29 protein-coding genes are annotated in these 25,406 nt (G+C 62.2%); 18 read left to right on the top strand and 11 right to left on the bottom strand.

Going from position 1 to position 25,406, the window contains the following annotated elements; translation table 11 throughout:
• The first annotated feature begins 8 nt into the window (after positions 1–8).
• Genes HZ993_RS08675 through HZ993_RS08695 form a run of 5 tightly spaced genes read left to right on the top strand, consistent with a single transcriptional unit; the run spans position 9 to position 4,723 of the window.
• Positions 9–494 carry a TRAP transporter small permease gene (locus HZ993_RS08675; protein WP_209397109.1) on the top strand — a complete coding sequence of 162 codons (486 nt, stop codon included), beginning with the start codon at positions 9–11 and terminating at the stop codon, positions 492–494.
• A complete protein-coding gene (locus HZ993_RS08680; protein WP_209397111.1) occupies positions 491–1,789 on the top strand; it encodes a TRAP transporter large permease in 1,299 nt (432 codons plus the stop codon). The genes HZ993_RS08675 and HZ993_RS08680 overlap by 4 nt, the downstream gene beginning before the upstream one ends.
• A 46-nt stretch (positions 1,790–1,835) precedes the next feature.
• Positions 1,836–2,447: a Crp/Fnr family transcriptional regulator gene (locus HZ993_RS08685; protein WP_209397113.1), complete on the top strand. Its 612-nt coding sequence runs from the start codon at positions 1,836–1,838 to the stop codon at positions 2,445–2,447.
• Between the two features lie 50 nt (positions 2,448–2,497).
• Positions 2,498–3,958, top strand: coding sequence for an 8-oxoguanine deaminase (locus HZ993_RS08690; RefSeq protein ID WP_209397115.1), 1,461 nt, complete (start codon positions 2,498–2,500; stop codon positions 3,956–3,958).
• Between the two features lie 51 nt (positions 3,959–4,009).
• Positions 4,010–4,723, top strand: coding sequence for a YebC/PmpR family DNA-binding transcriptional regulator (locus HZ993_RS08695; protein WP_209397117.1), 714 nt, complete (start codon positions 4,010–4,012; stop codon positions 4,721–4,723).
• Here the strand turns inward: HZ993_RS08695 and HZ993_RS08700 are convergent.
• On the bottom strand, positions 4,720–5,490 hold the full coding sequence (locus HZ993_RS08700) for a TOBE domain-containing protein (protein WP_209397119.1): 771 nt from the start codon (positions 5,488–5,490) through the stop codon (positions 4,720–4,722). The genes HZ993_RS08695 and HZ993_RS08700 overlap by 4 nt on opposite strands.
• 72 nt (positions 5,491–5,562) lie before the next feature.
• Between HZ993_RS08700 and modA the strand changes: the two genes are divergently transcribed.
• From modA to HZ993_RS08725, 5 genes are all read left to right on the top strand, one after another.
• Positions 5,563–6,318, top strand: coding sequence for a molybdate ABC transporter substrate-binding protein (gene modA / locus HZ993_RS08705; RefSeq protein ID WP_209397121.1), 756 nt, complete (start codon positions 5,563–5,565; stop codon positions 6,316–6,318).
• On the top strand, positions 6,315–7,004 hold the full coding sequence (gene modB, locus HZ993_RS08710) for a molybdate ABC transporter permease subunit (RefSeq protein WP_209397123.1): 690 nt from the start codon (positions 6,315–6,317) through the stop codon (positions 7,002–7,004). Before modA ends, modB begins: the two co-directional genes overlap by 4 nt.
• Entirely contained in the window at positions 7,001–8,101 is a 1,101-nt protein-coding gene (gene modC / locus HZ993_RS08715; protein WP_209397125.1) for a molybdenum ABC transporter ATP-binding protein, read from the top strand. Before modB ends, modC begins: the two co-directional genes overlap by 4 nt.
• A gap of 177 nt (positions 8,102–8,278) precedes the next feature.
• The gene (locus tag HZ993_RS08720) at positions 8,279–8,566 is read left to right on the top strand and encodes a hypothetical protein (protein ID WP_209397127.1); all 288 of its coding nucleotides are present in this window, start codon (positions 8,279–8,281) and stop codon (positions 8,564–8,566) included.
• Positions 8,567–8,692: 126 nt separating this feature from the next.
• Entirely contained in the window at positions 8,693–9,064 is a 372-nt protein-coding gene (locus HZ993_RS08725) for a hypothetical protein (protein WP_209397129.1), read from the top strand.
• Positions 9,065–9,101: 37 nt separating this feature from the next.
• Here the strand turns inward: HZ993_RS08725 and HZ993_RS08730 are convergent, their stop codons facing one another.
• The 7 genes from HZ993_RS08730 to xdhC all read right to left on the bottom strand — a co-directional run bounded on the left by HZ993_RS08730 (position 9,102) and on the right by xdhC (position 16,007).
• Positions 9,102–11,150, bottom strand: a complete 2,049-nt coding sequence (locus HZ993_RS08730; protein ID WP_209397131.1) for a M13 family metallopeptidase — start codon at positions 11,148–11,150, stop codon at positions 9,102–9,104.
• Between the two features lie 41 nt (positions 11,151–11,191).
• Complete coding sequence (locus HZ993_RS08735) at positions 11,192–11,734, bottom strand: DUF1697 domain-containing protein (protein WP_209397133.1); 543 nt, start codon at positions 11,732–11,734, stop codon at positions 11,192–11,194.
• A 9-nt stretch (positions 11,735–11,743) separates the two neighbouring features.
• Positions 11,744–12,232, bottom strand: coding sequence for a GNAT family N-acetyltransferase (locus HZ993_RS08740; RefSeq protein ID WP_209397135.1), 489 nt, complete (start codon positions 12,230–12,232; stop codon positions 11,744–11,746).
• Positions 12,233–12,240: 8 nt separating this feature from the next.
• Positions 12,241–12,606 (bottom strand): PDZ domain-containing protein, encoded by a 366-nt coding sequence (locus tag HZ993_RS08745; protein WP_209397137.1) that lies wholly within the window; start codon positions 12,604–12,606, stop codon positions 12,241–12,243.
• A gap of 28 nt (positions 12,607–12,634) precedes the next feature.
• Positions 12,635–13,870, bottom strand: coding sequence for a urate hydroxylase PuuD (locus tag HZ993_RS08750; RefSeq protein ID WP_209397138.1), 1,236 nt, complete (start codon positions 13,868–13,870; stop codon positions 12,635–12,637).
• Positions 13,871–13,914: 44 nt separating this feature from the next.
• On the bottom strand, positions 13,915–15,141 hold the full coding sequence (locus HZ993_RS08755; RefSeq protein ID WP_209397139.1) for a serine hydrolase: 1,227 nt from the start codon (positions 15,139–15,141) through the stop codon (positions 13,915–13,917).
• A 62-nt stretch (positions 15,142–15,203) separates the two neighbouring features.
• The gene (gene xdhC / locus HZ993_RS08760; protein ID WP_371816974.1) at positions 15,204–16,007 is read right to left on the bottom strand and encodes a xanthine dehydrogenase accessory protein XdhC; all 804 of its coding nucleotides are present in this window, start codon (positions 16,005–16,007) and stop codon (positions 15,204–15,206) included.
• Positions 16,008–16,109: 102 nt separating this feature from the next.
• Here xdhC and HZ993_RS08765 point away from each other — a divergent pair, with 102 nt between their 5' ends.
• The 6 genes from HZ993_RS08765 to HZ993_RS08790 all read left to right on the top strand — a co-directional run bounded on the left by HZ993_RS08765 (position 16,110) and on the right by HZ993_RS08790 (position 21,581).
• Complete coding sequence (locus tag HZ993_RS08765; RefSeq protein WP_209397141.1) at positions 16,110–16,622, top strand: energy transducer TonB; 513 nt, start codon at positions 16,110–16,112, stop codon at positions 16,620–16,622.
• Positions 16,623–16,845: 223 nt separating this feature from the next.
• Positions 16,846–17,508: a hypothetical protein gene (locus HZ993_RS08770; protein ID WP_209397142.1), complete on the top strand. Its 663-nt coding sequence runs from the start codon at positions 16,846–16,848 to the stop codon at positions 17,506–17,508.
• Positions 17,505–18,212 carry an ABC transporter ATP-binding protein gene (locus HZ993_RS08775; protein ID WP_209397143.1) on the top strand — a complete coding sequence of 236 codons (708 nt, stop codon included), beginning with the start codon at positions 17,505–17,507 and terminating at the stop codon, positions 18,210–18,212. The genes HZ993_RS08770 and HZ993_RS08775 overlap by 4 nt, the downstream gene beginning before the upstream one ends.
• Positions 18,209–19,423: an FtsX-like permease family protein gene (locus HZ993_RS08780; RefSeq protein ID WP_209397144.1), complete on the top strand. Its 1,215-nt coding sequence runs from the start codon at positions 18,209–18,211 to the stop codon at positions 19,421–19,423. The genes HZ993_RS08775 and HZ993_RS08780 overlap by 4 nt, the downstream gene beginning before the upstream one ends.
• Positions 19,424–19,560: 137 nt before the next feature.
• A complete protein-coding gene (locus tag HZ993_RS08785) occupies positions 19,561–20,319 on the top strand; it encodes an outer membrane lipoprotein-sorting protein (protein WP_209397145.1) in 759 nt (252 codons plus the stop codon).
• Positions 20,320–20,324: 5 nt separating this feature from the next.
• Positions 20,325–21,581 carry a hypothetical protein gene (locus HZ993_RS08790; protein WP_209397146.1) on the top strand — a complete coding sequence of 419 codons (1,257 nt, stop codon included), beginning with the start codon at positions 20,325–20,327 and terminating at the stop codon, positions 21,579–21,581.
• A 10-nt stretch (positions 21,582–21,591) separates the two neighbouring features.
• On the opposite strand, the gene HZ993_RS08795 is transcribed toward HZ993_RS08790, so the two are convergent.
• The 3 genes from HZ993_RS08795 to uraH all read right to left on the bottom strand — a co-directional run bounded on the left by HZ993_RS08795 (position 21,592) and on the right by uraH (position 23,708).
• Positions 21,592–22,092 (bottom strand): Crp/Fnr family transcriptional regulator, encoded by a 501-nt coding sequence (locus HZ993_RS08795; RefSeq protein WP_209397147.1) that lies wholly within the window; start codon positions 22,090–22,092, stop codon positions 21,592–21,594.
• 101 nt (positions 22,093–22,193) lie between these two features.
• Positions 22,194–23,246, bottom strand: a complete 1,053-nt coding sequence (locus HZ993_RS08800; protein WP_209397148.1) for a response regulator — start codon at positions 23,244–23,246, stop codon at positions 22,194–22,196.
• A gap of 108 nt (positions 23,247–23,354) precedes the next feature.
• On the bottom strand, positions 23,355–23,708 hold the full coding sequence (uraH, locus tag HZ993_RS08805) for a hydroxyisourate hydrolase (RefSeq protein WP_209397153.1): 354 nt from the start codon (positions 23,706–23,708) through the stop codon (positions 23,355–23,357).
• An 80-nt stretch (positions 23,709–23,788) separates the two neighbouring features.
• Here uraH and HZ993_RS08810 point away from each other — a divergent pair, with 80 nt between their 5' ends.
• Entirely contained in the window at positions 23,789–24,439 is a 651-nt protein-coding gene (locus HZ993_RS08810; protein ID WP_209397155.1) for a GntR family transcriptional regulator, read from the top strand.
• Positions 24,436–25,386 (top strand): allantoinase PuuE, encoded by a 951-nt coding sequence (gene puuE / locus HZ993_RS08815; protein ID WP_209397157.1) that lies wholly within the window; start codon positions 24,436–24,438, stop codon positions 25,384–25,386. Before HZ993_RS08810 ends, puuE begins: the two co-directional genes overlap by 4 nt.
• Positions 25,387–25,406: the final 20 nt, after the last annotated feature.

A 25,406-nucleotide genomic window follows, 5' to 3' on the forward strand; every position in this document is an offset into this window, starting at 1 on the left:
AGGTATCCATGGCACGCTGGCTGCAAGGCTTCGCCAACGCGATCGGTGGCGGGCTTTTTCTGACGCTGTTCATCGTTTTTATCGTCCAGATCACGGCCCGCTTCGGCTTCAAGCTGCCGTTGCCGTGGACCGATGAACTGGCCGTCATCTTGTACATCTGGGTCATCCTGTGGGCGGCAGCTTTTGTGGTGCCAACACGCGAACACGTGGTGTTTGACCTGGTGTGGAACAGCGTGGGCCGCCGCGCACGGCAGGCCATGCAAATCGCCGGCAACCTGATGATCGGCGGCCTGGCGCTGGTGGGCCTGCCCGCCAGTTGGGACTATGTGCACTTCATGGCGCGCGAGGGCACGCCCGTGCTGGAGGTGCCGCTGATGTGGGTGTATTTACCCTTTGTGCTGCTGATGGTGGCGCTGGTGCTGCGCAGCGCCTGGGCCATCTGGAATGCGGTACGCGGCATAGGTTTGGACGCGACCGAATTGGGAACCCCATGAATTTGGCCTTGTCTGCTTTGGTTGGTGTACTGGTGACCGGCATGCTGCTACGCATGCCCATAGGCTTCTCCATGCTGGTCTCCGGCTTTGCCTACCTGCTGGTCAAGGGGCAAGACCTGGGCCTGGTTGCCGAGCAAGTCGGCAATGGCCTGTACAACAGTTATGTGCTGCTGGCGGTGCCGCTGTTTGTGTTTGCGGCCAACATCATGAATGCCGGCACGGTCAGCGAACGCATTTTTGACTTCTGCCGCATCCTGGTGGGGCGCATGCGCGGTGGTCTGGCCCAGGTGGACATTCTGGTCAGTGTCATCTTCTCGGGTATGAGTGGCAGCGCCATTGCCGATGCGGCCGGCCCGGGCCTGGTCACCATCAAACAGATGCTCAAAAAGCCGGAGTATTCACGCGGCTTTGCCGGTGCAGTGGTGGTGGCCAGTGCCACGCTGGGGCCCATCATCCCACCCAGTATTCCGATGGTGATTTATGCGCTGGTGTCGGGCGCATCGGTGGGGGCGCTGTTCCTGGGTGGCGTTGTGCCTGGGTTCTGCATGGCGGTGCTGATGATGGTGGTGGTGCACTTCATTGCCGTTAAACGCAACATGCCACGCGAAGACCCGGTGCCGCTGCGCGACTGGCCGGCCATTTTGTTCCGCGGCGCTCTGCCCTTGTCCATGCCCATCGTGCTGCTGGGCGGTATCTACTCCGGCGCCTTCACGCCCACCGAAGCGGCAGCCGTTGCAGCCTTGCATGCGTTGATCTTGGCCGGTGTGGTCTACCGGGCGCTGACCTGGCGCAGCTTCTGGGGTGTGGTCATGGAGTCCACCCGCGGCAGCGCCGTCATCACACTGATACTGGCCGGCTCCTTCATGCTGAACTACGCCTTCACCGCCGAGGGTGTGCCCCAGGCCATGGCGCAGTGGGTGGACAGCATGCAGCTGTCGCAAATCAAGTTTCTGCTGCTGGTGAATGTGATGTTTCTGGTGCTGGGTTGTTTTTTGGATGTGTCGGTGCTGCTGCTGGTGTTTGTGCCCATGCTGTTGCCCGCGGCCAAGCTGCTGGGCGTGGACCTGGTGCACTTTGGTGTGCTGGTGGTGTTGAACATGATGATTGGCCTGATACACCCGCCCTTTGGCATGCTGCTGTTTGTGACCAAGGCGCTGACCGGCATTCCCATTGGCGAGATGATGAAAGAGGGCTGGCCCTTCCTGGTCATGCTGCTGGCGCTGCTGCTGGCCATCACCTGCTTCCCCCAGATCGTGCTGTGGTTGCCACAGACCATGGGCTATGTCACCCGCTGACGGCAGAGGCCAGAACTGGGTTCTCTTCTATAAAATCTGCACGGATATGAACACCCCAGACCCCACAGACGCCGAGCCACAACCTGCAGCCACGCCAGCCATGCGAACCCGGCCGCTGGTCGAGTCTCCTGCGTTAGCGGCCAAGGCCGTTCAGTTTCTCAGTGAAGGCCCGTCCGGATTCCGAATGAGCCAGGACGAAGCGCAACGTGTGGTTGCCTACATGCGCTGGGTCAGTTATGCACCCCAATCCTTTCTCTACCGCGAAGGTGACAGCACACGCACCAGTTATATGCTGATGGTGCTGGAAGGCGATGTGTCGGTGGACACGGCCGCGTCCGGTCGCGCCGACCGGGTCGCTATTTCTGTGTTGGGGCCTGGGGCCTTGATCGGTGAGATGGCACTGCTGGACGGCGCCCCCCGTTCGACCAGTTGCACGGCTATCACACCGGTGCAGGCGGCCGGCATGTCGCAAGGTGGTTTGGCGGCACTGGCCGACGAGCACCCCGCCGTGGCGTTCAAGCTGATGACCTTCATGGCACGCAGCACCGCCAACCGCCTGCGCGCACTGGGCGAACAGTTGCATATGTACGACCAGGTGATTGCAGACCTGCACCAAGAAATAGACCAATTGCGCGCCGCCAAAGAAGGCCGCTACTGATATGCCACTGGACGCCATCCGGCACGGTGCACACTGAGCACCGGCAAACCATGCCCACCCTGCTGATCAAAAATGCCCGCTGTGTGGCAACGTTTGACCACCATGATCCCCAGCAGGCGCGGGAACTGGTCAACGCCTCCATCTTCATACAGGGCAACCGCATCGCCTTTGTAGGCCCGACCGCAGGCTTGCCCCCCGAAGCGCTGGCCGCTGATGAAGTCATCGACGCCCGCCAACACTTGGTCACGCCAGGCCTGGTCAACACGCACCACCACATGTACCAGAGCCTTACCAAGGCGATACCGTCTACGCAAAACGCGGAGCTGTTTGGCTGGCTCCAAGGGTTGTATCCGATCTGGGCGGGACTGACGCCCGAGATGGTTCGGGTCAGCACCCAGGTGGCCATGGCCGAGCTGATGCTCAGCGGCTGCACCACCAGCAGCGACCACCTTTACATCTACCCCAATGGTGTGCGGCTGGACGACAGCATTGAAGCCGCACAGCAGATCGGCATGCGTTTTGTGGCCAGCCGCGGCAGCATGAGTGTGGGCCAAAGTCAGGGTGGCCTGCCACCCGACAGTGTGGTGGAGCGCGAAGACTTCATCCTCAAAGACACACAGCGCCTGATCGAGCAGTACCACGATGCCAGCCATGGCGCCATGCTCAACATCGCCGCGGCCCCCTGCTCACCGTTCAGCGTCAGCCGCGAACTGATGCGTGAATCGGCCCTTCTGGCCCGCAGTTTCAAGGGACAAGGCGTGCGCCTGCACACCCACCTGGCCGAGAACGACCACGACATCGCCTACTCCCGCGAAAAGTTCAACTGCACCCCCGCCGAATACGCACAAGACCTGGGCTGGCTGGGCGCTGATGTATGGCATGCCCATTGTGTAAAGCTGGACGATGCCGGCATCAGCCTGTTCGCCGCCAGCCGAACCGGCGTGGCCCACTGCCCCTGCAGCAATATGCGCCTGGCCAGCGGCATTGCACCGATACGCCGCATGCTGAACGTGGGTGTACCGGTGGGCCTGGGTGTGGATGGCTGCGCCAGCAACGACGCGGCCCACATGGTGAACGAGGCGCGCCAGGCCCTGCTGCTGGCCCGCGTGGGCCGTGCCATGCAGCCGCCCGAGGTGCGCACCCTGCCCAATGGTGATCGCCGCACATTTTTTGGCTGCGACCTGGGCCCGACCGAGATGACCGCGCGTGATGTGCTGGGCATGGCCACCCGTGGCGGCGCACAGGTGCTGGGCCGCGACCACGACATTGGCCATATCGCCGTGGGCATGTGTGCCGACCTGGCGCTGTTTGACCTGGGCACGCTGGGCTTTGCAGGTGGCGCGGTGCACGACCCGGTAGGCGCCCTACTGCTGTGCGCCAGCCCGCAGGCCGATTACACCGTCATCGATGGCCGCGTCGTGGTGCGCAAGGGCCAGCTCACCACGCTGGATCTGGGGCCGGTGGTGGAGCGGCACAACGCCTTGGCCATCCAATTGGCAATGGGTGTATAACCAACACCCTCTTTAAGACAACCGACAAACACCAATCAAGGAAGAACCGACATGGGCGCGCAGTGGAAAGCAAAAGGTAAGGAACTGGCAGCCAATGCCAAGGGCAAGTTGTTTGGCCGCCTGGCCAAGGACATCATGATCGCGGCCCGCGCCGGTGCCGACCCGGCCGGCAACTCGCGCCTGCGCCTGGTGCTGGAACAGGCCCGCAAGGTGTCCATGCCCAAGGAAACGCTGGAGCGCGCCATCAAGAAGGGCGCAGGCCTGACCGGTGAATCCGTGCACTTCGACCATGTGATGTACGAAGGCTACGCACCGCACCAGGTGCCGGTGATGGTGGAATGCCTGACCGACAACGTAAAGCGCACCGCGCCCGAAATGCGTGTGCTGTTTCGCAAGGGCCAGTTGGGCACCTCGGGCTCGGTGGCCTGGGAGTTTGACCATCTGGGCATGATTGAAGCAGAAGCGACCACGCCAGGTGCTGATCCGGATGGCGCGGCCATCGAGGCCGGCGCGCAAGACCTGGAGCCCGGCGAAGAAGCGGGTACAACCTTGTTCTATACCGACCCGGCCGAGTTGGACCTGGTCAGCCGCGCCCTGCCCGCCCACGGTTTTACAGTGTTGTCCGCCAAGCTGGGCTACAAGCCCAAAAACCCGAAAGACCCCGCCAGCCTGAGCGCGGCCGATCTGGAAGAAGTGGAAGCCTTTCTGGCCGCCATCGACGGCAATGACGACGTGCAAAACGTCTATGTCGGCTTGGCGGGCTAACCCGTAACGGCCAGCGCCACCGCGGCTTCGTCCACACGGGCCACTCCGGTGCTGCCCACCTTGAACACGATGCCGGGCTGGGTAAAACCCACCAGGTGCAGGCCTGACGCAAGCACCAACGCCACCTCGCCACCTGTTCTGGCGCGTGACGCCCGGCGCACGCTGCCGGGTAGCAGATTGATGCCCGCCGCTGGCTCAAATGCCGTGCCCATGGTCACCGCCGTGGCCTTGCACAAGGCCAGTACGGCCACACCGGGTTTCAGGTTCAGCAGTTGCGCACTCTCACGCGTGATGCGCGACCACAGCGGCGTCTGGTCTGCTAGGCGCAACCCCACCCGGATGGCACCGGCATGCGGTTTTAACGCCTGCACCGTGCACGGCAGCTGGTTGCGCATACTGGTGCGCAGTGCCAGCGCAGACAGGTTGGTCAAACCGGCATCACCACTGCGTGCCTCCGATGCAATTTGCTGCAGCACATCCAAACGCGCCGCGTGGATGCGGTCGGCCGCCTGCAACACGCGGAGCCCTGCAGGCGTGAGCCGCGCACCACCGCCACCAGCGCCGCCCACCGCGCGCTCCAGCAGCGCCACACCGGCCAGGTTGCTCAACGTGTCGATGGCCTGCCACGCCGCCTTGTAGCTGACACCGGCATGGCGTGCCGCCTCGGATATCGACCCCACCTGGCCTATGCGCCGCAGGATGTCGATGCGCTTGTCGGCGGACTGTTGACCCAGGGCCTCGGCCAGTTGCAGTTGTGCTTTCTTCATGGCGGGATTGTCTTCCGAAATACGCCCCATCTGTATACTTCGCTATCCCTTTTTGGAATAGCGAAAGAGAACATGCACAACGTCATCAAAAGTATTGGCCTCGCCATCGGAATAGTGCTCCTGGGTTCAACGTCATTCGCAGCCGAAGTCAGCGTGGCAGTTGCCGCCAACTTCACTGCGCCCATGCAAAAAATTGCGCAGACTTTTGAGCAGGACACGGGCCACAAGGCGGTGCTGGCCTTTGGCTCTACCGGCAATTTCTACGCACAGATCAAGAACGGAGCACCCTTCCAGATCCTGCTGGCGGCGGATGACGAAACGCCTGCCCGTATCGAAAAAGAAGGCCTGGGCGTGACCAACTCCCGCTTCACCTATGCCACAGGAAAATTGGTGTTGTGGAGCAAGAAAACCGGCCTGGTCGATGACAAGGGGGATATTTTGCGCGGTGGCACCTTTGAACGCCTGGCCATCGCCAACCCCAAGCTGGCACCCTACGGCGCCGCAGCTATGGAGACCATGAGCAAGCTGGGTGTGCTGCAAAGCCTGCAACCTAAATTTGTGCAGGGTGAGAACATTTCGCAGACCTACCAGTTCATCGCCACTGAAAACGCCCAACTGGGGTTTGTGGCCCTGTCACAGGTGTTTGCCGATGGCCGCCTGAAAGAAGGTTCGGCCTGGATCGTGCCCGCCAACCTGCACCAAGCGATCCAGCAAGATGCCGTATTGCTGAACAACGGCAAAGACAACCCTGCCGCTGCTGCCCTGCTCACCTACCTGCGCACCGATAAGGTCAAGGCCCTCATACGGTCCTTTGGCTACGATCTATGAACCCTCTGCTGGATGTCGATGCCCTCAGCGCCATCCGGCTGACCCTGGAACTGGCCAGCCTGACCACCGTACTGCTGCTGCTGGTGGCAACGCCTCTGGCATGGTGGCTGGCGCGCACGACATCCTGGTGGCGCGGGCCTGTGGGGGCCATCGTCGCCCTGCCCCTGGTCTTGCCACCCACCGTGCTTGGTTTTTACATGCTGATTGCCTTGGGGCCGCAGGGACCTATGGGCCAGATCACGCAGGCGTTGGGCTGGGGCACTTTGTCGTTCACGTTTTATGGTTTGTTGATCGGTTCGATCATCTATTCGCTGCCCTTTGCCGTGCAGCCCATCCAACATGCGTTTGAAGCCATGGGTGAGCGCCCCATGGAAGTGGCGGCCACGCTGCGCGCCACGCCGCTAGACGCCTTTTTCAGTGTCGCCCTGCCGCTGGCCCGGCCCGGCTTTATCACCGCCGCCATTCTGAGCTTTGCCCATACCGTGGGTGAGTTTGGTGTGGTGCTGATGATTGGCGGCAACATTCCCGGCAAAACCCGTGTGGTCTCCACCCAAATCTACGGCCATGTGGAGGCCATGGAATACACGCAGGCCCACTGGCTGGCGGGTGGCATGCTGGTGTTTTCGTTTGTGGTGCTGCTGGGCCTGAACCTGCTCAACCGCAAGACCACACGGGTCATGCCATGAGCAACAACACCCTTGCTGCCAAACGCAGCCACATTCGGCTGCAGCTGGTGCGCCCAGCCTTTGCGCTGGATGTGGAACTGGACCTGCCGGGTGATGGCATCACCGTGTTATTCGGCACATCGGGCTCCGGCAAGACCAGCCTACTGCGCTGTGTGGCGGGCCTGGAGCACACACCCGGCGCGCGGGTCAACATTGCCGGGGAAATCTGGCAAGACGACGAGGCTGGCATCTACCTGTCCACCTGGCAACGTCCACTGGGTTATGTCTTCCAGGAGGCCAGCCTGTTTGCCCACCTGAACGTGCGCAAGAATTTGCAGTTTGGCCTGAAGCGCTCGCACGCCCCCACCAATGCCACCGCGCTAGATGCGGCCATCAACCTGCTGGGCATTAGTGGCTTGCTGGACCGCGCCACGGGCCAACTGTCGGGTGGCGAGCGCCAGCGTGTGGCCATTGCCCGCGCACTGGCCACACAGCCGCGCATGCTGTTGCTGGACGAGCCTTTGGCCTCGCTGGACCAAGCCCGCCGCCAGGACATCCTGCCCTGGCTGGAGCGCCTGCGCGACGAACTCAAAATCCCCATGCTGTACGTCACCCACTCTTCGGACGAGGTGGCCCGCCTGGCCGACACGCTGGTGGTGCTGGATGCCGGCAAGGCCAAGGCCTGCGGCCCGGTAGCGGAGGTGCTGGCCGCAACCGACGCAACATCTGTTCTGGGCGATGACACAGGCGCCTTGCTGGATGCCACGGTGGCCGAGCGTGACGCGCAATGGCACATGGCGCGGCTGGCATTTACCGGAGGCAGCCTGTGGCTGCGCGACTCTGGCCTGGCCTTGGGGCGCAAGGTCCGCGTGCGTGTGCTGGCACGCGATGTCAGTATCGCCACACAAGAGCCGCAGTTGACCAGCATCCAGAACCTGCTGCCCTGCGTGGTGCAGTCCATCGTGGCCGATACCCATCCGTCGCAGGCGCTGGTGCGTATGGCCTGTGGAGACAGTGTGGTGTTGGCGCGCATTGCGGCCCGGGCGGTGGATGCGCTGCAACTGAAAACCGGCATGGCGGTGTGGGCACAAGTCAAGTCCGCTGCTTTGGTGGAATAGAGGCTGAAGCAGGAATCCGTACTACGATTGCTATGTACTTTGTAGCACTTAAGTTATATGGCACGGGGGCTACAGCCACGATTTCCATAAACAATCCCACCAGATTGGGACTTTTGCGACTACGAAAACCCACTACACTCAACGCAAAGCAGGCACACAGCCTGCCGGGAGCCCCATATGGACAAAACAGTTCGCGGCATGTATTGCTTGCGCTGCAGCAGCAAGCAGGTGGTGCGTGGATCGCTCGGTGAGTCAGCGCGTTTCTACCCCTTGCGGGGATTTTTCAAGGCAATTCTTGGCAAACCGGTCTTCATCAACGACCAGTATTCGCATGCCTGCCTCGACTGCGGCTTGGTCTGGAACGAATTGGAGACCGGCGCCCTCAAGAAGAACATTCGCAGCTTCGGCCTTGCGCCGCACAGCACCGGAGTCATGCGTGTTGTGCGAGACGACGGGAGCCATTGAGCAAACGTCCGCACAGGGCGACCGCCATGTCTGGCACGGCACCACAAACAACTGGAAAAATCGCCACCAACTGCTACGATTTAGAAGGTCCCCGCAGTTTTAATCACTCGCACACAGGAGCGTCAAATGCACCACCTACGATTGCCCATTGCGTCACTCTTGCTCGCTGTAGCATGTGCAACCAGCGCGATTGCCCAAGACGGCCCCGTTTCCGGGAAAGAGATTCAAGAAACATGGGTGGGCAAAGAGCTATTGGGCACAACAGCCAGTGGCGCAAAAGTCAGCATGAAGATCGACGCCAATGGCAAAGCTGCGTTAAGTGCGGGCAACACCAGTGACACAGGAACTTGGCGCCTGACCGAGCAGGGCTACTGCACCACCTGGTCCACCATCCGTGCGGGGCAGGAAAGGTGCTTCACCGTCACACGGTCAGGCAGTGTATTCAAAGTTTTGAATCCAGACGGCTCGCTCAGCGGCAGCTTTCACAGCATCAAGTAAGCGCAAACGCAGCGCAGCTGCCCCAAGGTGATGGATATCACCACACCTTGCAAGGCTTGGCCGACACCATAGCCGCCCCTGGCTTGCAGGCAAACGCCTTCCCAAACTCCGGCATATTGACCACCACCCCATTCACCCGGTACTTGCCGGGTGAATGGGGGTCTGTAGCAGCCTGCACACGCAGCGCCTCGGGCCGGTTGTTTTCACACGCCCATTGCGCAAACCCGATGAAGAAGCGCTGCTCGGGGGTGAAGCCGTCGCGGCTTTCGGGTTTGACCAAGGTGGTCTGCACCTTCCAGGCGGTCCAGGCCAGCACCAGGCCGCCCAGGTCGGCCATGTCTTCGCCCAGCGTGAGTTTGCTGTTGATCTTGATGTTGTCCACCACCGTGTATTGGGCGTACTGGTTGACGATGCACTGGGCACGTTCCTGGAACTTGGCGTTGTCCTGCGGCGCCCACCAGTTCTTCAAGTTGCCCTGGGCGTCAAACTTGCGGCCTTCGTCATCAAAGCCGTGGATCAGCTCGTGGCCAATGGTGCCGCCGGTGTTGCCGTAGCCGGGCGCGTCGTCCATCTTGGGGTCGAACAGCGGCGGCTGCAACACACCAGCAGGGAAGTTGATGTCGTTCATTTGCGCGTTGTAATACGCGTTCACCGTGGGTGGTGTCATGCCCCACTCGCCACGGTCCAGCGGTTTGCCGATCTTGTCCAGCTGGCGGCGCACTTCAAACTGCATGGCGCGGGTGACATTGCCATAGAAGTCGTCACGCGCAATGGCCACGCTGCTGTAGTCGCGCCATTGGTCGGGGTAACCAATCTTGTTGACGATGGTTTTCAACTTTTCGGTGGCCTTGAGTTTGGTGGCAGGGCTCATCCAGTCCAGGTGCTGCAGTTCCATCAGCATGGCCTGCTCGATCTGCTCGGTCATCACCAACGTGCGCTGCTTCAACTCAGGGCCAAAGGCGCGGTCCACAAACTCCTGGCCCAGGGCCTCGCCCAGTTGCGCATCTACCAGGGCCACACACCGTTTCCAGCGCGGCTGTTGCAGCGGTGTGCCGTGCAGGGTCTTGCTGAAAAAATTGAAGTTCTCGGTGACAAAGGCACTGGACAAAGCGGTGGCCTGTGCATGGGCCACGTGCCAGCGCAGGTAGGTCTTGATGTCGTCCAGGCTGCTGGTCTTCCAGTGCTGGGCCAGGGCTTTGTAGAACCTGGGCTCGGTCACGTTCAGCGTGCGCACGTCCGCCAGGCCTGCGGTTTGCAAATACTGGCCCCAGTCAAAGCCGGGGGTCAGGGCCTGCAGCTGGGCCACGTCCATCTTGTGAAACAGCTTGTAGGGGTCGCGCCGGTCCAGCACAGACAAGGTGGCACGGGCCAGTGTGGTCTCAGTGCGCAGCACGGTCGGAGCGTGTTTCTGGGCCAGTGCCGGTGCATCGCCCATCAGTACAAACATGCGGGCTATGTGGGCCAGGTACTTGGCGCGTATGTCCTTGGACTTGGCATCCGCCTGGGTGTAGTAATCGCGGTCCGGTAGGCTCAGGCCACCGCCGGTGGCGAAGGCAATCACGTTGGACGAGTTGGAGAAATCCTGCTCCGAGCCAAAACCAAAATACAGGCCGCTGCTGGCGATGGACAGGTGCAGCGTGGCCAGCACGGTGGGCAGGTCGGCCTTGCTCTGCATGGCGTTGATGCGGTCCAGCACAGGCTGCATGGGTGTGGCGCCGCGCTGTTCTACCGCCGCTTCGTTCATGCAGGCGGCATAGTAGTCGCCAATCTTTTGCTGGTTGGCGGTGTTGCCCGTTGTCTTTTGCGACAACGTTTCCAGAATGCCCCACAGGAAACGCTGGTTGTCCTGGTACAGCTTGCCGTAGACACTCCAGCGCGATTGGTCTGCCGGGATAGGGTTGTTTTGTATCCAGCCGCCACAGCTGTACTGGTAGAAGTCTTCACAGGGGTTGGCCGTCTTGTCCATGGCTGACACGTCCAGCCCCGGTGTGTAGGGGAATTCGGTCAGGGGTTTGTCTTGCGCCGCGCTGGGGGTGCAGACCCACAGGGATTGGGACATCAACAGGGCAAGCAGGGTGCGGCGCATAACAAGTGACCCAAAGGGCCGGATAACAAAACAGCAGGTGATTATGCGGCGGCCAGATTGGCCAGCAGGCCTTGCAGCATGCTGCCGCGCCGCAAGGTGGCACGGGTGCGCAGCTTGCGCTCCAGTACGGCGTTGGAAAACTTGGATTGGCTTTGCAGCGACTGGCAGATCCAGTACAGCTCCTGGCCATCACACACAAAGTCGTCCTGCGTATTGCGCAGCGGTGCGATGGCGGCTTCATCATCCGCCGTCAGCTCCCGCTGCAAAAAGGCGACGTTGATGTCGCCCTCGGGCCCTATGCGGCTGCGCAGCGCCAGGGCTTGGGCCGCAACGGCTTGTAGCTCTGGCACAGCGCGCACAAACGCCTCGGCGCGAAAACCCAAGAGCGGCTCCAGGCCGTCTTCCAGGGCCGTGGCCAGGCGTGAGGTGGACAGCTGGCGCGACTGGAACAACACGTTGCCGCTGTTGATATAGGTTTTGACGTTGGTATGGCCCAGCGTGCGCACATGTTCTGCCAAGTCCACCATCTTGATGAAGCGGCCGGTGACGTTGATAGCCCGCAGAAAGGCGACGTACTGTGGCAAAAAAAATCTCTAGGCTTTGGCGACAGGCTTGGCAGCGCCCGATGGTTTGGCAGCGCGCACATAGTAGTTGTCAAACTCACCCTGCCCCAGCAGCTCAAAACCGTGGCGCAGGTAGAAGCGGTTGGAGTCGCTGTCCTTCAACGAACGCAGGTGCACGGATTTGCGCTCGGCATCGGCCCGGGCACAGACATGCGCCAGCACCGCTGCACCGATGCCCTGCCCTTGCTGCTCTGGCTGGATGTAAAGGTGGTCCAGCACCAGCCGTGCGGCTTGCGGCTTGACCACCAAGACGCCCACGCGTGCACCGTTCCACTCGACATGTTGTGTGAACTGGGGCTCGAAACCGTCCAGGAAACGGTCCCGCGCCCGGGCAAGGTCAAAGCGCCCTATGCGCTCCAGGCTCTCGCGCATGGCGGCTATGCGCAGGGCCACCAGGGCCTCGGCGTCCTTCGCAACGGCAGCCACTAAAGCCAAGTTGGGGTTTGTGTTGGTGTCCATGCGCGCTCCTACCAGGTCTTGGCCGCAGCCACCAGGGTGACCGCTGCCACCTCGCCATTGGCACGGCGCAACTTCAGTTGCAATGGCTGGCCAATCTCTTTTTCAACCTGTGCCTTCAGGTCGTTGCCCTTGGCGCCAGGCACCGGCTTGCCAGCCACTTCCAGGATTTCATCACCGGTCACCACACCTGCTTCGGCCGCGGGCGACTTGGGTGCCACGCTGGCAATCTTGACGGAGCGCAGGGTCGGGTTCCAGAACATCCCGTTCCCGTCGATGGTGAGCGCAAAACCAAAATAACCCTTTTCACCCGCCCATACGGCAGATGTCAGGGAAAAAAGCAGCGCGAATATTGCCGCAGAAAGTCTGGTTTGCATGCTGAAAGTGCTCAGTAAAAAAGTGGCGCTACTGTACCAGCGCAGCGCCGCTTTCAAACCATTGTTTGATCAAATTGCGCTCGGCATCGGTGATACCGGTCGCGTTGTTCATGGGCATGGCCTTGGTAATGACCACCTGTTGGTAGATAGCCTGCGCATTGCGCTGAATGTGCTCCAGGGAATCCAGCCGCACATTCTTCATCTGCGCCTGCTCACCATGGCACAGGGTGCAGCGCTGGTCCATCACCGCCTGCAGGGTCTTGTAGCCAATTTGGCCTGTAGCCCCCGTAGATACTGGTGGTGTAGCTACAGAATGTGTAGCAACCGCGGCTACCGGCGCGGGCCTGAGCCACACCACCAGAACCACCAGGGCCAACACACCCACCAGCGCGTAGGGCCAGGGGTGGCTGTTGCGCCCCAGTTTGAAGCCATGGCGCAGCACAAAAAACTGGCGGATGGCGGCGCCGGCAAACATCATGGCCACCAACACCAGCCAGTTCTGCGGGTGGGTGTAGGTAAAGCTGTAGTGGCCGCTGAGCATGGCAAACAGCACCGGCAGCGTGAAGTAGGTGTTGTGCACGCTGCGTTGTTTGCCGCGTTTGCCGTGGATAGGGTCCACCGGCTCACCGGCCTTGATGCTGGCGACCATCTTGCGTTGGCCGGGGATGATCCAGTGCGCCACGTTGGCACTCATGGCCGTGGCCATCATGGCCCCCACCAGCAAAAAGGCCGCACGCCCGGCAAACCAGTGGCAGGCCAGCCAGGCGGCAATCACCACCAGCACACCCACCAGCGCGCCAACGATGGCATCCCCATGTTTGCGCTGGGCAAAAATGCGGCAAATGCCGTCATACGCCAGCCAGAACACCACCAGAAAGCCCAGTGCCACGGCAATGGCCGCGCCGCTCGACCAGTCCATCACCGATTTGTCGATCAGGTAAGTGCCCGCACTCCACAGGTAAGACACCGTGAACAGCGCAAAACCGCTGAGCCAGGTGCTATAGCTCTCCCAGTAAAACCAGTGCAGATGTTTGGGCAGTTGAGGCGGTGCCCCGGCAAACTTGACCGGGTGGTAGAAACCACCACCGTGCACGGCCCACAACTCGCCGCTGACGCCCTGGCGCTTGAGGTCTTCGTCTTCGGGCGGCGTGAGGCTGCTGTCCAGAAACACAAAATAGAACGAGGAGCCGATCCAGGCAATGGCGGTGATGACGTGGACCCAGCGCAGCAGCAGGTTGGCCCAATCGAGCAGGTAACTTTCCATGCGGTGTGTGTTCTCAGTGGAGTGTTTGCAAAGTGTATACAGTTTTACTGTGCTTTGGTGGCACCGCTAATGGCCGTGAGTTGGCGAATCAGTTCATAAGCCGTTTCTTGCACCGCTTGGCGTGCGGCGTTGGTTCCAGAGTTGGTCATCACTGCCACCGATACACCTAAATCTGGGGCGATGACCAGGAAACTGGCCCCGCCCTCTTGTTGGCCACCGTGGTGAATGACGGCCGTGGGCTTGTCTTTGCCGAACATCCTGGTAGATGTGTCGATCCTCCACCCCAGCGCATAGTTTTGTTCATTGGCTTGGCCATCTGCCAACTTGACCGGCGTCCACATGGACTTGCGCGCAGCCTGTGACAAAAAGCTGTCTTTCTCAGCACACATGGCCAGTCGCACAAGATCTGAAGGTGTTGATACGAGACCTCCTCCGGCAATGCGATTGCTGGTGTCCATGGGGGCTGCCAAACTGTAGCTTCCGCTCTCCGCCTGGTAGAAGCTCGCACGCGCCTTCATGGGGGCAATTCCGTCGACCGCCGTGTCTTGCATGGCACAGGGTTCAAAAACAAAGGTCTGCAATAGCTGCGGGAACGAAGAACCGGCGGCCAATTCCAGCTTGCGTGACAACAGCGAGTAGCCCCAAGTCGAATAGAGGAATTTGGTACCCGGTGCAAACCGCAATCTGTCGCCTATAAAACTCTCCAAACCTTCGGAGACACTTGCATAGTGCTTGGGGCCACTGAAACCTATTGAGCTGGACAATATCTCTGATAACGCGTAGTGGCGTATGCCCGATACATGGGCCGCCAGTTGCCGCGGGGTAATTTGGCGGTACTCCTCCGAGAGCCCGGCGATGCCCGTACCCAAGGGTGTATCCAGTTCCAGCAGTCCACGGTCTACTAAGCGCATCATGGCCACGCCTGTGATCGGCTTTGCCACACTGCCCGTGCGGTAACGCGTGGAGGGCGATGCAAGCGCACGGCTTTCAATGTCGGCCCATCCATAGGATCCGGCCCATCTGAGCTCACCCTGGGTAGCGATGGCGGCCGACATGGACACCACACCAGCCTGTAGCACCGCGGTGCGCAGTGCTGCGTCCAGGACGGCCGCATGGGATGCGGAGAAGCCGGTGGATGACATGCTGGTGCTTGCCGTCGCTGCAGGCACAGCAGGAATGGGTTTTTCTGAAAACGCGTGTGTGGAGTAACTGAATACGACCGTTGGCGCGATGGCGAACAATAGCTGCGCGAACTTACGAAGTTTTTCCATAAGAAGTCCAAAAGTTGCGTGATGAAGAAATGGTATCCCTGGGGCGCTAGGGTTTGTTCTGGCTAGCCACGCAGCTGCAGAATCTGTGCCGCAACAGCCACCGCAATCACTTCCGGCTCTTTGCCCGTGATGCCAGCCACGCCAATCGGGCAGGTGATGTGGGCCAGCTCGGCCTCGGTAAAGCCACGCGCTTGCAGCCGCTGGCGGAAGGACGCCCATTTGGTCTTGCTGCCGATCAGGCCCACATAGGGCAGATCAACCCGCGCACGCTGGCGGGCCAGGCAGGCAGCCACCACATCCAGGTCTTCGGCGTGGCTGAAGCTCATGATCAGCACATGGGAGCCCGCTTGCAGGTCCGCCACCGCGGCGTGCACCGGGTCGGAATGCTCACACTGCACAGCGGGCGGCAGGTCGGCGGGGAATATCTCGTCGCGGCTGTCCACCCAGGTCAGCTGCATGGGCAAACGGGCCAGCACCTGCACCACGGCGCGCCCCACATGGCCACCGCCGAACAATGCCACGGGAACAAGCGCGCGGGTCAGCCGCTGGAGCAGCGCCGGTACATCGGCCGCACCAATCCTTTCAAAATGTAAAACCATCTCACCGCCGCAACACTGGCCCAGGCTGGGGCCCAGCGCATAACGCACCACGGTCTCTGCGCTGCCGTGCGCCAGCAACAGGTGGGCATGGGCCATGGCGTCAAACTCCAGGCGGCCGCCGCCCACCGTCGCCACGGTGGTGGTGGCAAACACGGCCATCCAGGTGCCCACCTCCCGCGGGGTAGAGCCGCGGGTGGACTGCACGGTGACCAGCACTCCAGGCTCATCACGCTGCAGCTGGTCCAACAAGGCGGTTTGCAAACTCACATTCAGATACCTTTTCAACGGATTACGTGCTGTTGCAAAATGGACAATCGGAAACCAAGTATGCATCGACCCTCTGGCCCACCCCACCTGAAAACCGTAAACATGCTATTGCAAAAGTTGTATCGCGCCAGCCTGTGGACCGGCATTGTGAGCCTGGTCGTTGCCTGCACCAACCCGCCACCGGTGCTGCCACCGCAGCCCGCGCCTGCACCGCCGGTAGCCGCCCCCCCTGTATCGGCCGATAGCCCGGCCACCACCGGCATATCCACCCGCACGTCGTACGCCGCCACACCCCGCGACTACCGCCGCGACGGTGCGGCCCACCTCTACGCCCGTAACACCCAACGCATCTTCAGCGGCAAGATGCCACCCCTGCTGTACGCCATTGGCGTGATCCAGGTGGACATCAATGCCAGCGGCGCGGTGACCGCCATCCGCTGGATGCGCGCCCCCCGCCATGCACCCGAGGTGGTGGCCGAGATTGAACGTTCGGTACGTGCAGCAGCGCCCTTCCCCGCCCCCATCAAGATGGGCAAGGTCACCTACACCGACACCTGGCTGTGGCACAAAAGTGGCCAGTTTCAGCTGGATACGCTGACCGAAGGCCAGCTCTAGACTCACTGGCCGATTCCCACGACAAATCCGCGCAGGGCCGCCCCAAGCGGATTTAGCCCCCTCGGGGGGCAGCGACCCGCAAAGCGGCGGAGCGTGGGGGCACAATTTCACGCCAACCGGCGGCATTTCGCGCCGCGGTTCGCCATTTCGTCTCAAAGCAGCTGCGTGAAAGGCGCGGCGTTCAGACACTGCAGTCCTCATTCACTTTTACGAGGACGCAGCCATGAACCACCGCACCACTTTTTCCCGCCGTATTCGCCACATCGCGCTGGCAGCCAGCCTGGTCTGCCTGAGCGCTACCACCATGGCTGCGCCCGAGGCGCAGTTCCAAACCGCCTTCAAACATTTCATCCAGGCCAGCCAGGGTGACAGCGCAGCCATCGAGCAGGCCGCAGACGCATTTGCCGGACTGCTGCTGAGCGACCCCACCAACCCCGTGCTGATGGCCTATGCGGGTTCGGCCACCTCCATGAAGGCCAGCACCACCATGCTGCCCTGGAAGAAGATGGCCTATGCCGAGGACGGCCTGGCCAAACTGGACAAGGCCCTGGCCCTGCTCGGCCCCGCCCACGACGCACCGGTGCAACACGGCACACCCGGCGTGCTGGAAGTGAAGTTCGTCGCCTCCAACACCTTTTTGGCGGTGCCCGGTTTCATGAACCGCGGCGAGCGCGGTGCCAAGCTGCTGGGTGAAGTCGTGCAACACCCCCTGCTGGCCACAGCCCCGCTGCCGTTCCGGGGTTCGGTCTGGTTGAGCGCCGCCAAAGAGGCCAGCAAAGCCAAGAACACAGCCGAAGCCAAGCGTTACCTGGACCTGATCGTGCAACAACAGGCACCCCAGGCCGCACAAGCCCAGGCCCTGCTGAAGACCCTGTCCGCGTCATGAACACCGCTGCACATTCTGACCATCACGCGGTGGTGTCCCTGCACGGCGTGTTCAAAACCTACCGCCTGGGCCAGCACACCATCCCCGCGCTGCAAGGTGTGGACCTGACCGTGCAGCGCGGCGAACTGCTGGCGCTGACCGGCCCCTCTGGTAGTGGCAAAAGCACCATCCTGAACTTGTGCGGACTCATCGACACACCGGACTCGGGTGATATCGCGCTGGGCGGCCAAAACATCAGCGGCCTGAACGAGGACCAGCGCACACTCATGCGCCGCGACGCACTGGGTTTTGTGTTCCAGAGCTTCAACCTGGTACCGGTGATGACGGTGGCCGAGAACGTGGACTACCCGCTGTTCCTGGCCGGTGTGCCTGCGCCTGAGCGGCGCGAACGGGTGGCGGCCCAGTTAAAGGCCGTGGGCCTGCAAGACCACGCCCACCACCGGCCCGATGCGCTGTCTGGCGGACAGCGCCAGCGTGTGGCGATTGCCCGTGCACTGATCAAACGCCCGCGCCTGGTGATTGCCGACGAACCCACGGCCAGCCTGGACTCCCACACTGCCGACCAGGTACTGGACCTGATGCGCGAACGCGGCCACGCCGAAGGTGCGGCTTTTGTCATCGCCACCCACGACAGCCGCCTGACGCGCCGCTGCGACCGTGTGGTGGCCCTACTCGATGGAAAGATTGAAGGAGCAGCAACATGAACATGTGGCTCAAATTCGCCATACAAAACACGCTGCGCAACCGCCGCCGCTCCCTGGTCACGGTGTCGATTGCCGCACTGGGAACGGCCGCCATTTTGTTGGCCGGTGGTTTTGCGCTGTTCACCTACCAGGCGCTGGCCCAGGCTGCGGCCCGCACCACCGGCCACCTGATCCTGGGCAAGTCCGACCACTTTGCCAAAGACGAAGACGTGCCACTGCAGCACGGTATGGACGACGTGGCCGCGCTGCGCACCGCCCTGCTGGCCGACCCTGCCGTGCGCCAAGTGCTGCCCAAGGTGGAGTTCAGTGGCCTGATCAGCAACGGTGACAAATCCACGGTGATGATGGCCGCCGGTGTGGACCCGGATAACGAGTTCGCGGTCAAAGGCCCCTTTCTGACGATGACCGAGGGCAAGGTGCTGGTATCCGGCAGCGCCGATGCCGAGGTCATGCTAGGCGCCGGCCTGGCCCGCAGCCTCAAGGCCACACCGGGCAGCAGCCTGACCCTGCTGGCCAGCACGACGGATGGCGCCATGAACGCGATGGACGTGCGGGTCAAAGGTATCTTCACCACCGGTGTGCCGGACGTAGACAAGCGCCTGGTCTACACCGACATCGTGACCGCGCAGAAGCTGCTGGTGACACAACGTGTGTCGACCTTGGGCATCTTCCTGGACCGCATGGAGTCCACCGAGCCCGTGCAGCAGCGCCTGGCCGCCCAGCACCCGCAGTTGACGGTGCAGACCTGGATGGACCAGGCCTTCTTCTACCGGTCGGTACGTGATCTGTACAACCGCATCTTTGGTGCACTGGGGCTGATCATTGGTGTGATCGTGGTGTTTGTGGTGACCAACGCCATGGCCATGGCCATCATCGAACGCACCCGTGAGATCGGCACGCTGCGCGCCATGGGCACACTGCCCGGCCAGCTGCTGCGTACTCTGGCGTTGGAAGGCATGGTGCTGGGCGGTGTGGGTGCCATCACCGGCGCAGCCCTGTCGCTCGGCATCTCGCTAATGCTCTACGTGGTGCCCGTGCACATGCCACCACCACCCGGCCGCTCGGTGGGGTATCCGCTGAACATCGCCATCGATCCGCTGATGTACATCGCCACGCTGGCCGCCATGGTGCTCTTGACCATGCTGGCATCCAGCTGGGTGGCACGTAAGACCGTGCACATGCCGGTGGTGGATGCGCTGGCCCATACCTGAGACCTTGCGGGACAGACCGTAGCAAAGCGCAGCTCTGTCCTCAACTGATCCTAAATACTCCTGAATTCATAGCGATAGAAGTAATGAATTCGGGGGCTAGAGGCAAATTTCTCACAAACACTCTCTGCAGAACGACCATGAACCATTTTTACAAAACCCTGGCCGCCCTGGCGGTAGCCGCAGCCACGGCAACCCCCGCCCTGGCGCAAGACATCAACACCCTGCTCAAGACCGCCGACCGCTACCGCATGAGCGCCGAGAACCTGCAGGTGGACACCCAGGTCACCGTGCTCAACACCGATGGCAGCACCGACAAAGAGCGCCGTTACACCGTGTTTGCCCAGTCCGACCGCAAGTCCCTGGTGCTGATGCAAAGCCCGGTCGAGAAAGGCCAGAAGGTGCTGATGCTGGCCGACGACTTCTGGCTGCTGATGCCCAACACCCAGCGCCCCATGCGCATCACGCCCATGCAGAAGTTGTTGGGTGATGCGTCCACCGGCGACATTGCCACCATGAACTGGGCTGGCGACTACACCGGCACCGTGGTCGGTGAAGAACCCTGCACACCCGACAACAGCAAGGCCACCTGCCTGCACCTGAGCCTGCAGGCCAGCCGCAAGGGTGTGACCTACCAGCGCATCGAGTTGTGGATCGGCAAGACCCGCCACGAGCCGGTGCGTGCCGATCTGTTTGTGCAGTCCGACAAGCTGGCCAAACAGGCCCGGTTTGTGATGGACAAACCCACCAACCCGACAACCGTGTCCGAGATGGTGCTGGTGGACCAGTTGAGCAACAAGAAGGAAACGCGCATCAAGTACCTGGCCCGCAAGGACCGCACGGTGCCGGCGGAGTGGCTCAATCCGATGTTCCTGGCCCGCAATCCTTCACTGGAATAGAGAGCATGTCTACATTTTTAATGCGCCGCTCTGTGCTTGCTGCGTTGGGAGCCTGCGCGCTGGTCGGCATGGCCCACGGTGCCGAGGTGTCAGGCCAGGTGCGCGCCGCCTGGGTGGACCGCCAGGTGGCGGATGCCGGGCCGCTGGCACAGGCCAACCAGATACAGCCGGGCTCAGCCAGCAGCGAGCCTTCTGCTGGCACCGCGCAGGCCGAGCTGCGTGCATCCGCCAAGGCGGGCCCACTCACACTCCACGCGGTTGCAACGGCGCAGGCCCGCAGTCCGCAGGGTGGCACCACCACCAGTGATGGTTGGATCAACGAAGCCTATGCATCCGGCCAGGCGCTGGGCTGGCAGTGGAGCGCGGGTAAGAAGGTGGTGTCCTGGGACGTGGGTTACGGCTTTAGGCCCAACGACATGGTGCAGCAGGAGGTGCGGCGCACGCTGGCGTCTGAGGCGCTGACCGGCAAACCCCTGCTGATGGCCGAACACTTTGACGCCGACACGGCTTGGTCGCTGGTGTGGGTCAACCCGCTGGAGGCGCAATCCAACACCGGCGCCAAAGAGGCGGCGCTTGCAGCACGCGTCTACCGGCGTGCCGGCGCGGTGGACTGGCATGGGTTTGCCCGCCACGGCGAACACACGGGCGCAAGCCTGGGCGTGGCTGCATCCTGGGTGGCGACGGACGCGCTGGAGCTGCATGCATCCCTGCGCAGCTACCAGCATGCCAACAGCCTGGCCAGCAGCAACACCGGAACCAGCCTGTCGCCCACCAACCCCTGGCAGGCCACCCGCACCGGCGCCGGTCAGCAATGGCTGGTGGGCGGCACCTGGACCCACGAGAGCCAGATCGGCGTGATGGTGGAAGCCTGGCACGATGACACGGCATTGAGCGACGCACAGTGGAACGACTGGGCTGCACGCAACCAGGCCCTGCCGCTGTGGCTGACCCGGCGCGTACCGGCCTCCGCCGTGGCGGGCAACCTGGCCTGGCAGGGACACGCCTTTGGCGCGTCCACCAACCTGCGCCAGGACAATGTGTTTGTGCGCCTGAGCTGGCAGCATGAGCGCTGGCAACCCGCGCTGGATGTGCTGTACCACCCGGCCGACCAGGGTTGTGTCACCACCGCATCGCTGCTGTGGTCTGGCGACCATGTGAAGCTGGAAGCGGGGCTGCGCACCCATGGCGGGCCGGACAGCGCCATCGTGCGCCAAGTGCCGGTGCAGCGCCAGGGATATGTGGTGGCGACCTGGGCGTTTTGAGCCAGTAAACCTAGACCACGGTGACGCGTTTACTCATGTCCTGCATGCGGGTGGCCAGGATGGTGCCCAGGGCCATGCTCACCGCCAATGCCACCGTGGGATTGGCGTGGGACAGGCGGTCAAACTCCTCGGGCGGCAGTATCCAGATCTTGCAGTCGCTGTAGGCCGACACGGCGGCAATCCGCGGCAGGTGGGAGAAAAAGCTGGCCTCGCCCACCACGCTGCCGGGGCCCACGATGGCCAGGTGCACGATGCCCTTGTCGGTGTGCATGTCCACCTTCAGATCGCCCGACTCCACAAAATACACTTTGCGGTCCAGTTGGCCCTGGCCAATGACCAGCTCACCGCGCACATGTTTGGCCGGGCGGATGTAGTCCGCCAGCACCTTCCAGCGGTACAGCTCCAGAAATTTGCGCAGGCCACCGGCCTCGGTGTTGCGCGCCACCGCGGCAATCAGCGCGGTGACATCGTGGGCAGGGTGTTGTGGGCTGGGTGCGGCAGGGCTTGTCATGGCAGTCTCCCCGGGTGGCGTGGATGCGTAAGCACTGCCATCTTGCCCCTGATGGCGGCAAATTGCAACACGCCGTGGCCTTGCCCGCGGCGGCAGCGCGCCTAAGCCGCCTCGGCCTGTTCCGCGCGGGCCAGTTGGGCGTCCTGCAGGGCCAGATTGGCCAGGGTAACGGCGGCCTGTGCGGCCAACGCCTCCACCAGCGGCTCCAATTCTGGCGGGAATGGGACCACGGCGCCCGTATCGGCATCCAGTTTGTTAATGAACTGCAAAACACCCACCACCTGCCCGCCCCGCGGGATCAGCGGCACCGTGAGTGTGGACACGGTTTTGAAGCCCGTGGCCTCGTCAAAACTGCGGGTGCCGGTGAGGTCGAACCGGTCCTCGGCATACACGTTGTCGATGCGCAGCGTCTGCTTGTGGTTGGCACACCAGGTTGCGGCATACCGGCCATTGGGCAGTCCAGTGGCGTCGTCCAACAGCGGGAGCTCCTTGTCGGCAAGCTGGTCCCCCCGGGTGCGCATGCTGAAGCGCAGCGTCTGGCGGTCGGTGCGCAGGTACAGCGTGGCCGCATCGCAGTGCAGCAGGCGCCGTCCCTCAAACAGCGTGTGGCGGATGAGTGCGGTGCGGTCCCGCGTCATGGACATCAGCAGGCCGTTTTCGATCAGCATATTGAGCTTGGCCGTGCGGGCCTGCACCTCGCGCTCCAGGTTGTTTTTGATGTCCTGGCTGGTTTTGTAAATGTCGTGGATGGTCAGCAGATTGCGCACCCGCAGTGCTACATCGATGGGGTCTATGGGGCGCACCACATGGTCGTTGGCACCGGCCAGCAGGCCGGCGTTGCACAGTTCGGCCAGGCCATCGTCGCTGATCGCCAGAATGGGCAGCTCGGCGGCGGAGAAAGTTTCGCGTATCAGGTAGATGGCCTTCAGGCCGTCCAAGTGCGGCATGCGCAGATCCACCAACAGGGCGTCAAAGGGGCTGGCACTGAGTGTGGACAGCAGGTGGCGCGGGTCGGTGATGGGGGTGACGGACCGGTAACCCATGCCCTCCAGCAGGTTGACCACACTGGTCACATCCACCGCGGAGTCGTTGAAGACCAGAATGCGGCTGTGGGCGTGTTCGGGTGCGGCGGTGTATTTCTTTTTGGTGATCACGGTCAGGTTTCGATAGGGAAAAGCGAATGACCGTATTTTCAGGCCGGTGGGCGGAGCCACCCTGCGCACTATTTCACGGAAGTCCCGATTGGTTGCGTGCGGACATACTCAAGACCCGCGGTAAGTGGAATAACTCCAGGGGCTGACCAAAAGCGGAACGTGGTAATGCTGGTCTGCATGGGCCACACCAAAGTCCAGGCTGACAAGGTTCAGGAAATTGGGCTCCGGCAGGCTCACGCCGCAGCCCCTGAAATACCCCGCCACGTCGAACACCAAGCGGTAGGTGCCCACCTTCAGGTCGGCATGTTCGTACAACAGGCCGTCGGGGTTGCGGCCATCCGCATTCAACACAAAAGACTTGACCAGCGTAGCCTGCTCACCCTGCGTGGTGTACAGCGCCACCTGCATGCCGGCGGCCGGTGTGCCATGCATGGTGTCCAGTACGTGTGTGCTCAAGCCCATGGCGGCATCCTTTCAGTGGGTATTCCGGTCGCAACCGACAAAGTGTATACACTTTTTACCATTGTCGCTATGATGGCCGCATGGACTCCACCACCACTGGCTTCATTGTCGAAACGCTGACCCGCTCCATCGTCGAGCACCGCCTGCAACCCGGCGCCAAGCTGGTTGAGCAGACCTTGGCCGACCAGTTTGGCGTGTCGCGCACGCTGATACGCCAGGCCCTGTTCAAGCTGTCGCAGAACCGGCTGATCCACATGGAGCCCGCACGCGGAGCATTTGTGGCGGCCCCTTCGATAACCGAGGCAAAACAGGTGTTTGCCGTGCGCCGCATGCTGGAGGCGGGTATGACCCAGGCCTTTATCCGCACCGCCACGCAGGAACACATAGACGCGCTCAAAGACCACATCACCGAGGAAGAAGCCGCCGTGATGCGGGGCGACGTGCCGGGCCGCACCACCCTATTGGGCGACTTCCATGTGCGCATGGCCCAACTGATGGGCAACGAGGTGCTGGCGCATCTGCTGATGGATTTGTTGTCGCGCTGCGCGCTGATCACATTGATGTACCAATCGGCCGGCGCCGCCGAACACTCACACGAAGAGCACCGCAGCATAGTGGAAGCGCTGGAAGCGCGTGATGAGGCACGGGCCTTGCGTCTGATGGACGAACACCTGCTGCACGTGGAAGCGTCGCTGATGCTGGCGCCCACAACAGCCCACGCCACACCATGAAAAATTACGACTCCACACAAGCCTATCCGCGCGACCTGGTCGGTTATGGCAAAGACGTACCCCACGCGCAGTGGCCGGGCGGCGCCCGCATCGCGGTGCAGTTTGTTCTGAACTACGAAGAGGGTGGTGAGAACAGCGTGTTACATGGCGACGCGGGTTCGGAGCAATTTTTGTCCGAGATGTTCAACCCGGCCAGTTACCCCGAGCGCCACATCAGCATGGAGGGCATCTACGAATACGGCTCGCGTGCCGGTGTGTGGCGCATCCTGCGCGAATTCGAGCAACGTGGCCTGCCGCTGACCGTGTTTGGCGTGGGCATGGCACTGCAGCGCCACCCGGAGCTGACCGCCGCCTTTGTGGAGCTGGGCCACGAGATCGCCTGCCACGGCTGGCGCTGGATCCACTACCAAAATGTGGACGAGGCCACTGAGCGCGAACACATGCAGCTGGGCATGGCCGCGATTGAACAACTCACCGGCCACAGGGCGCTGGGCTGGTACACCGGCCGCGACAGCCCGCGCACCCGCCGCCTGGTGGCCGACTACGGCGGTTTTGAATACGACAGCGACTACTACGGTGATGACCTACCCTTCTGGATGCAGGTGCAGAAGAGTGACGGCACGGTGGTGCCCCAGCTGATCGTGCCCTACACGCTGGACTGCAACGACATGCGTTTTGCACTGCCCCAGGGTTATTCCCACGCCGACCCGTTCTTCCAGTATTTGAAGGACACGTTTGATGTGTTGTATGCCGAGGGCAACCCTGCCGGGCACAATCGCCCGTCCATGATGAGTATTGGCATGCACTGCCGCTTGTTGGGCCGCCCCGGCCGCATCACCGCGCTGCAGCGTTTTCTGGACCACATAGCCCAGCACTCCCACGTGTGGGTGGCGCGCAGAGTGGACATTGCACGGCACTGGAAAGCCACCCACCCGTTCCAGGCCTAACACCCCCCATTCCTCCTACC

Source organism: Rhodoferax sp. AJA081-3 (assembly GCF_017798165.1).
In the GTDB taxonomy this organism is placed as follows: domain Bacteria; phylum Pseudomonadota; class Gammaproteobacteria; order Burkholderiales; family Burkholderiaceae_C; genus Allorhodoferax.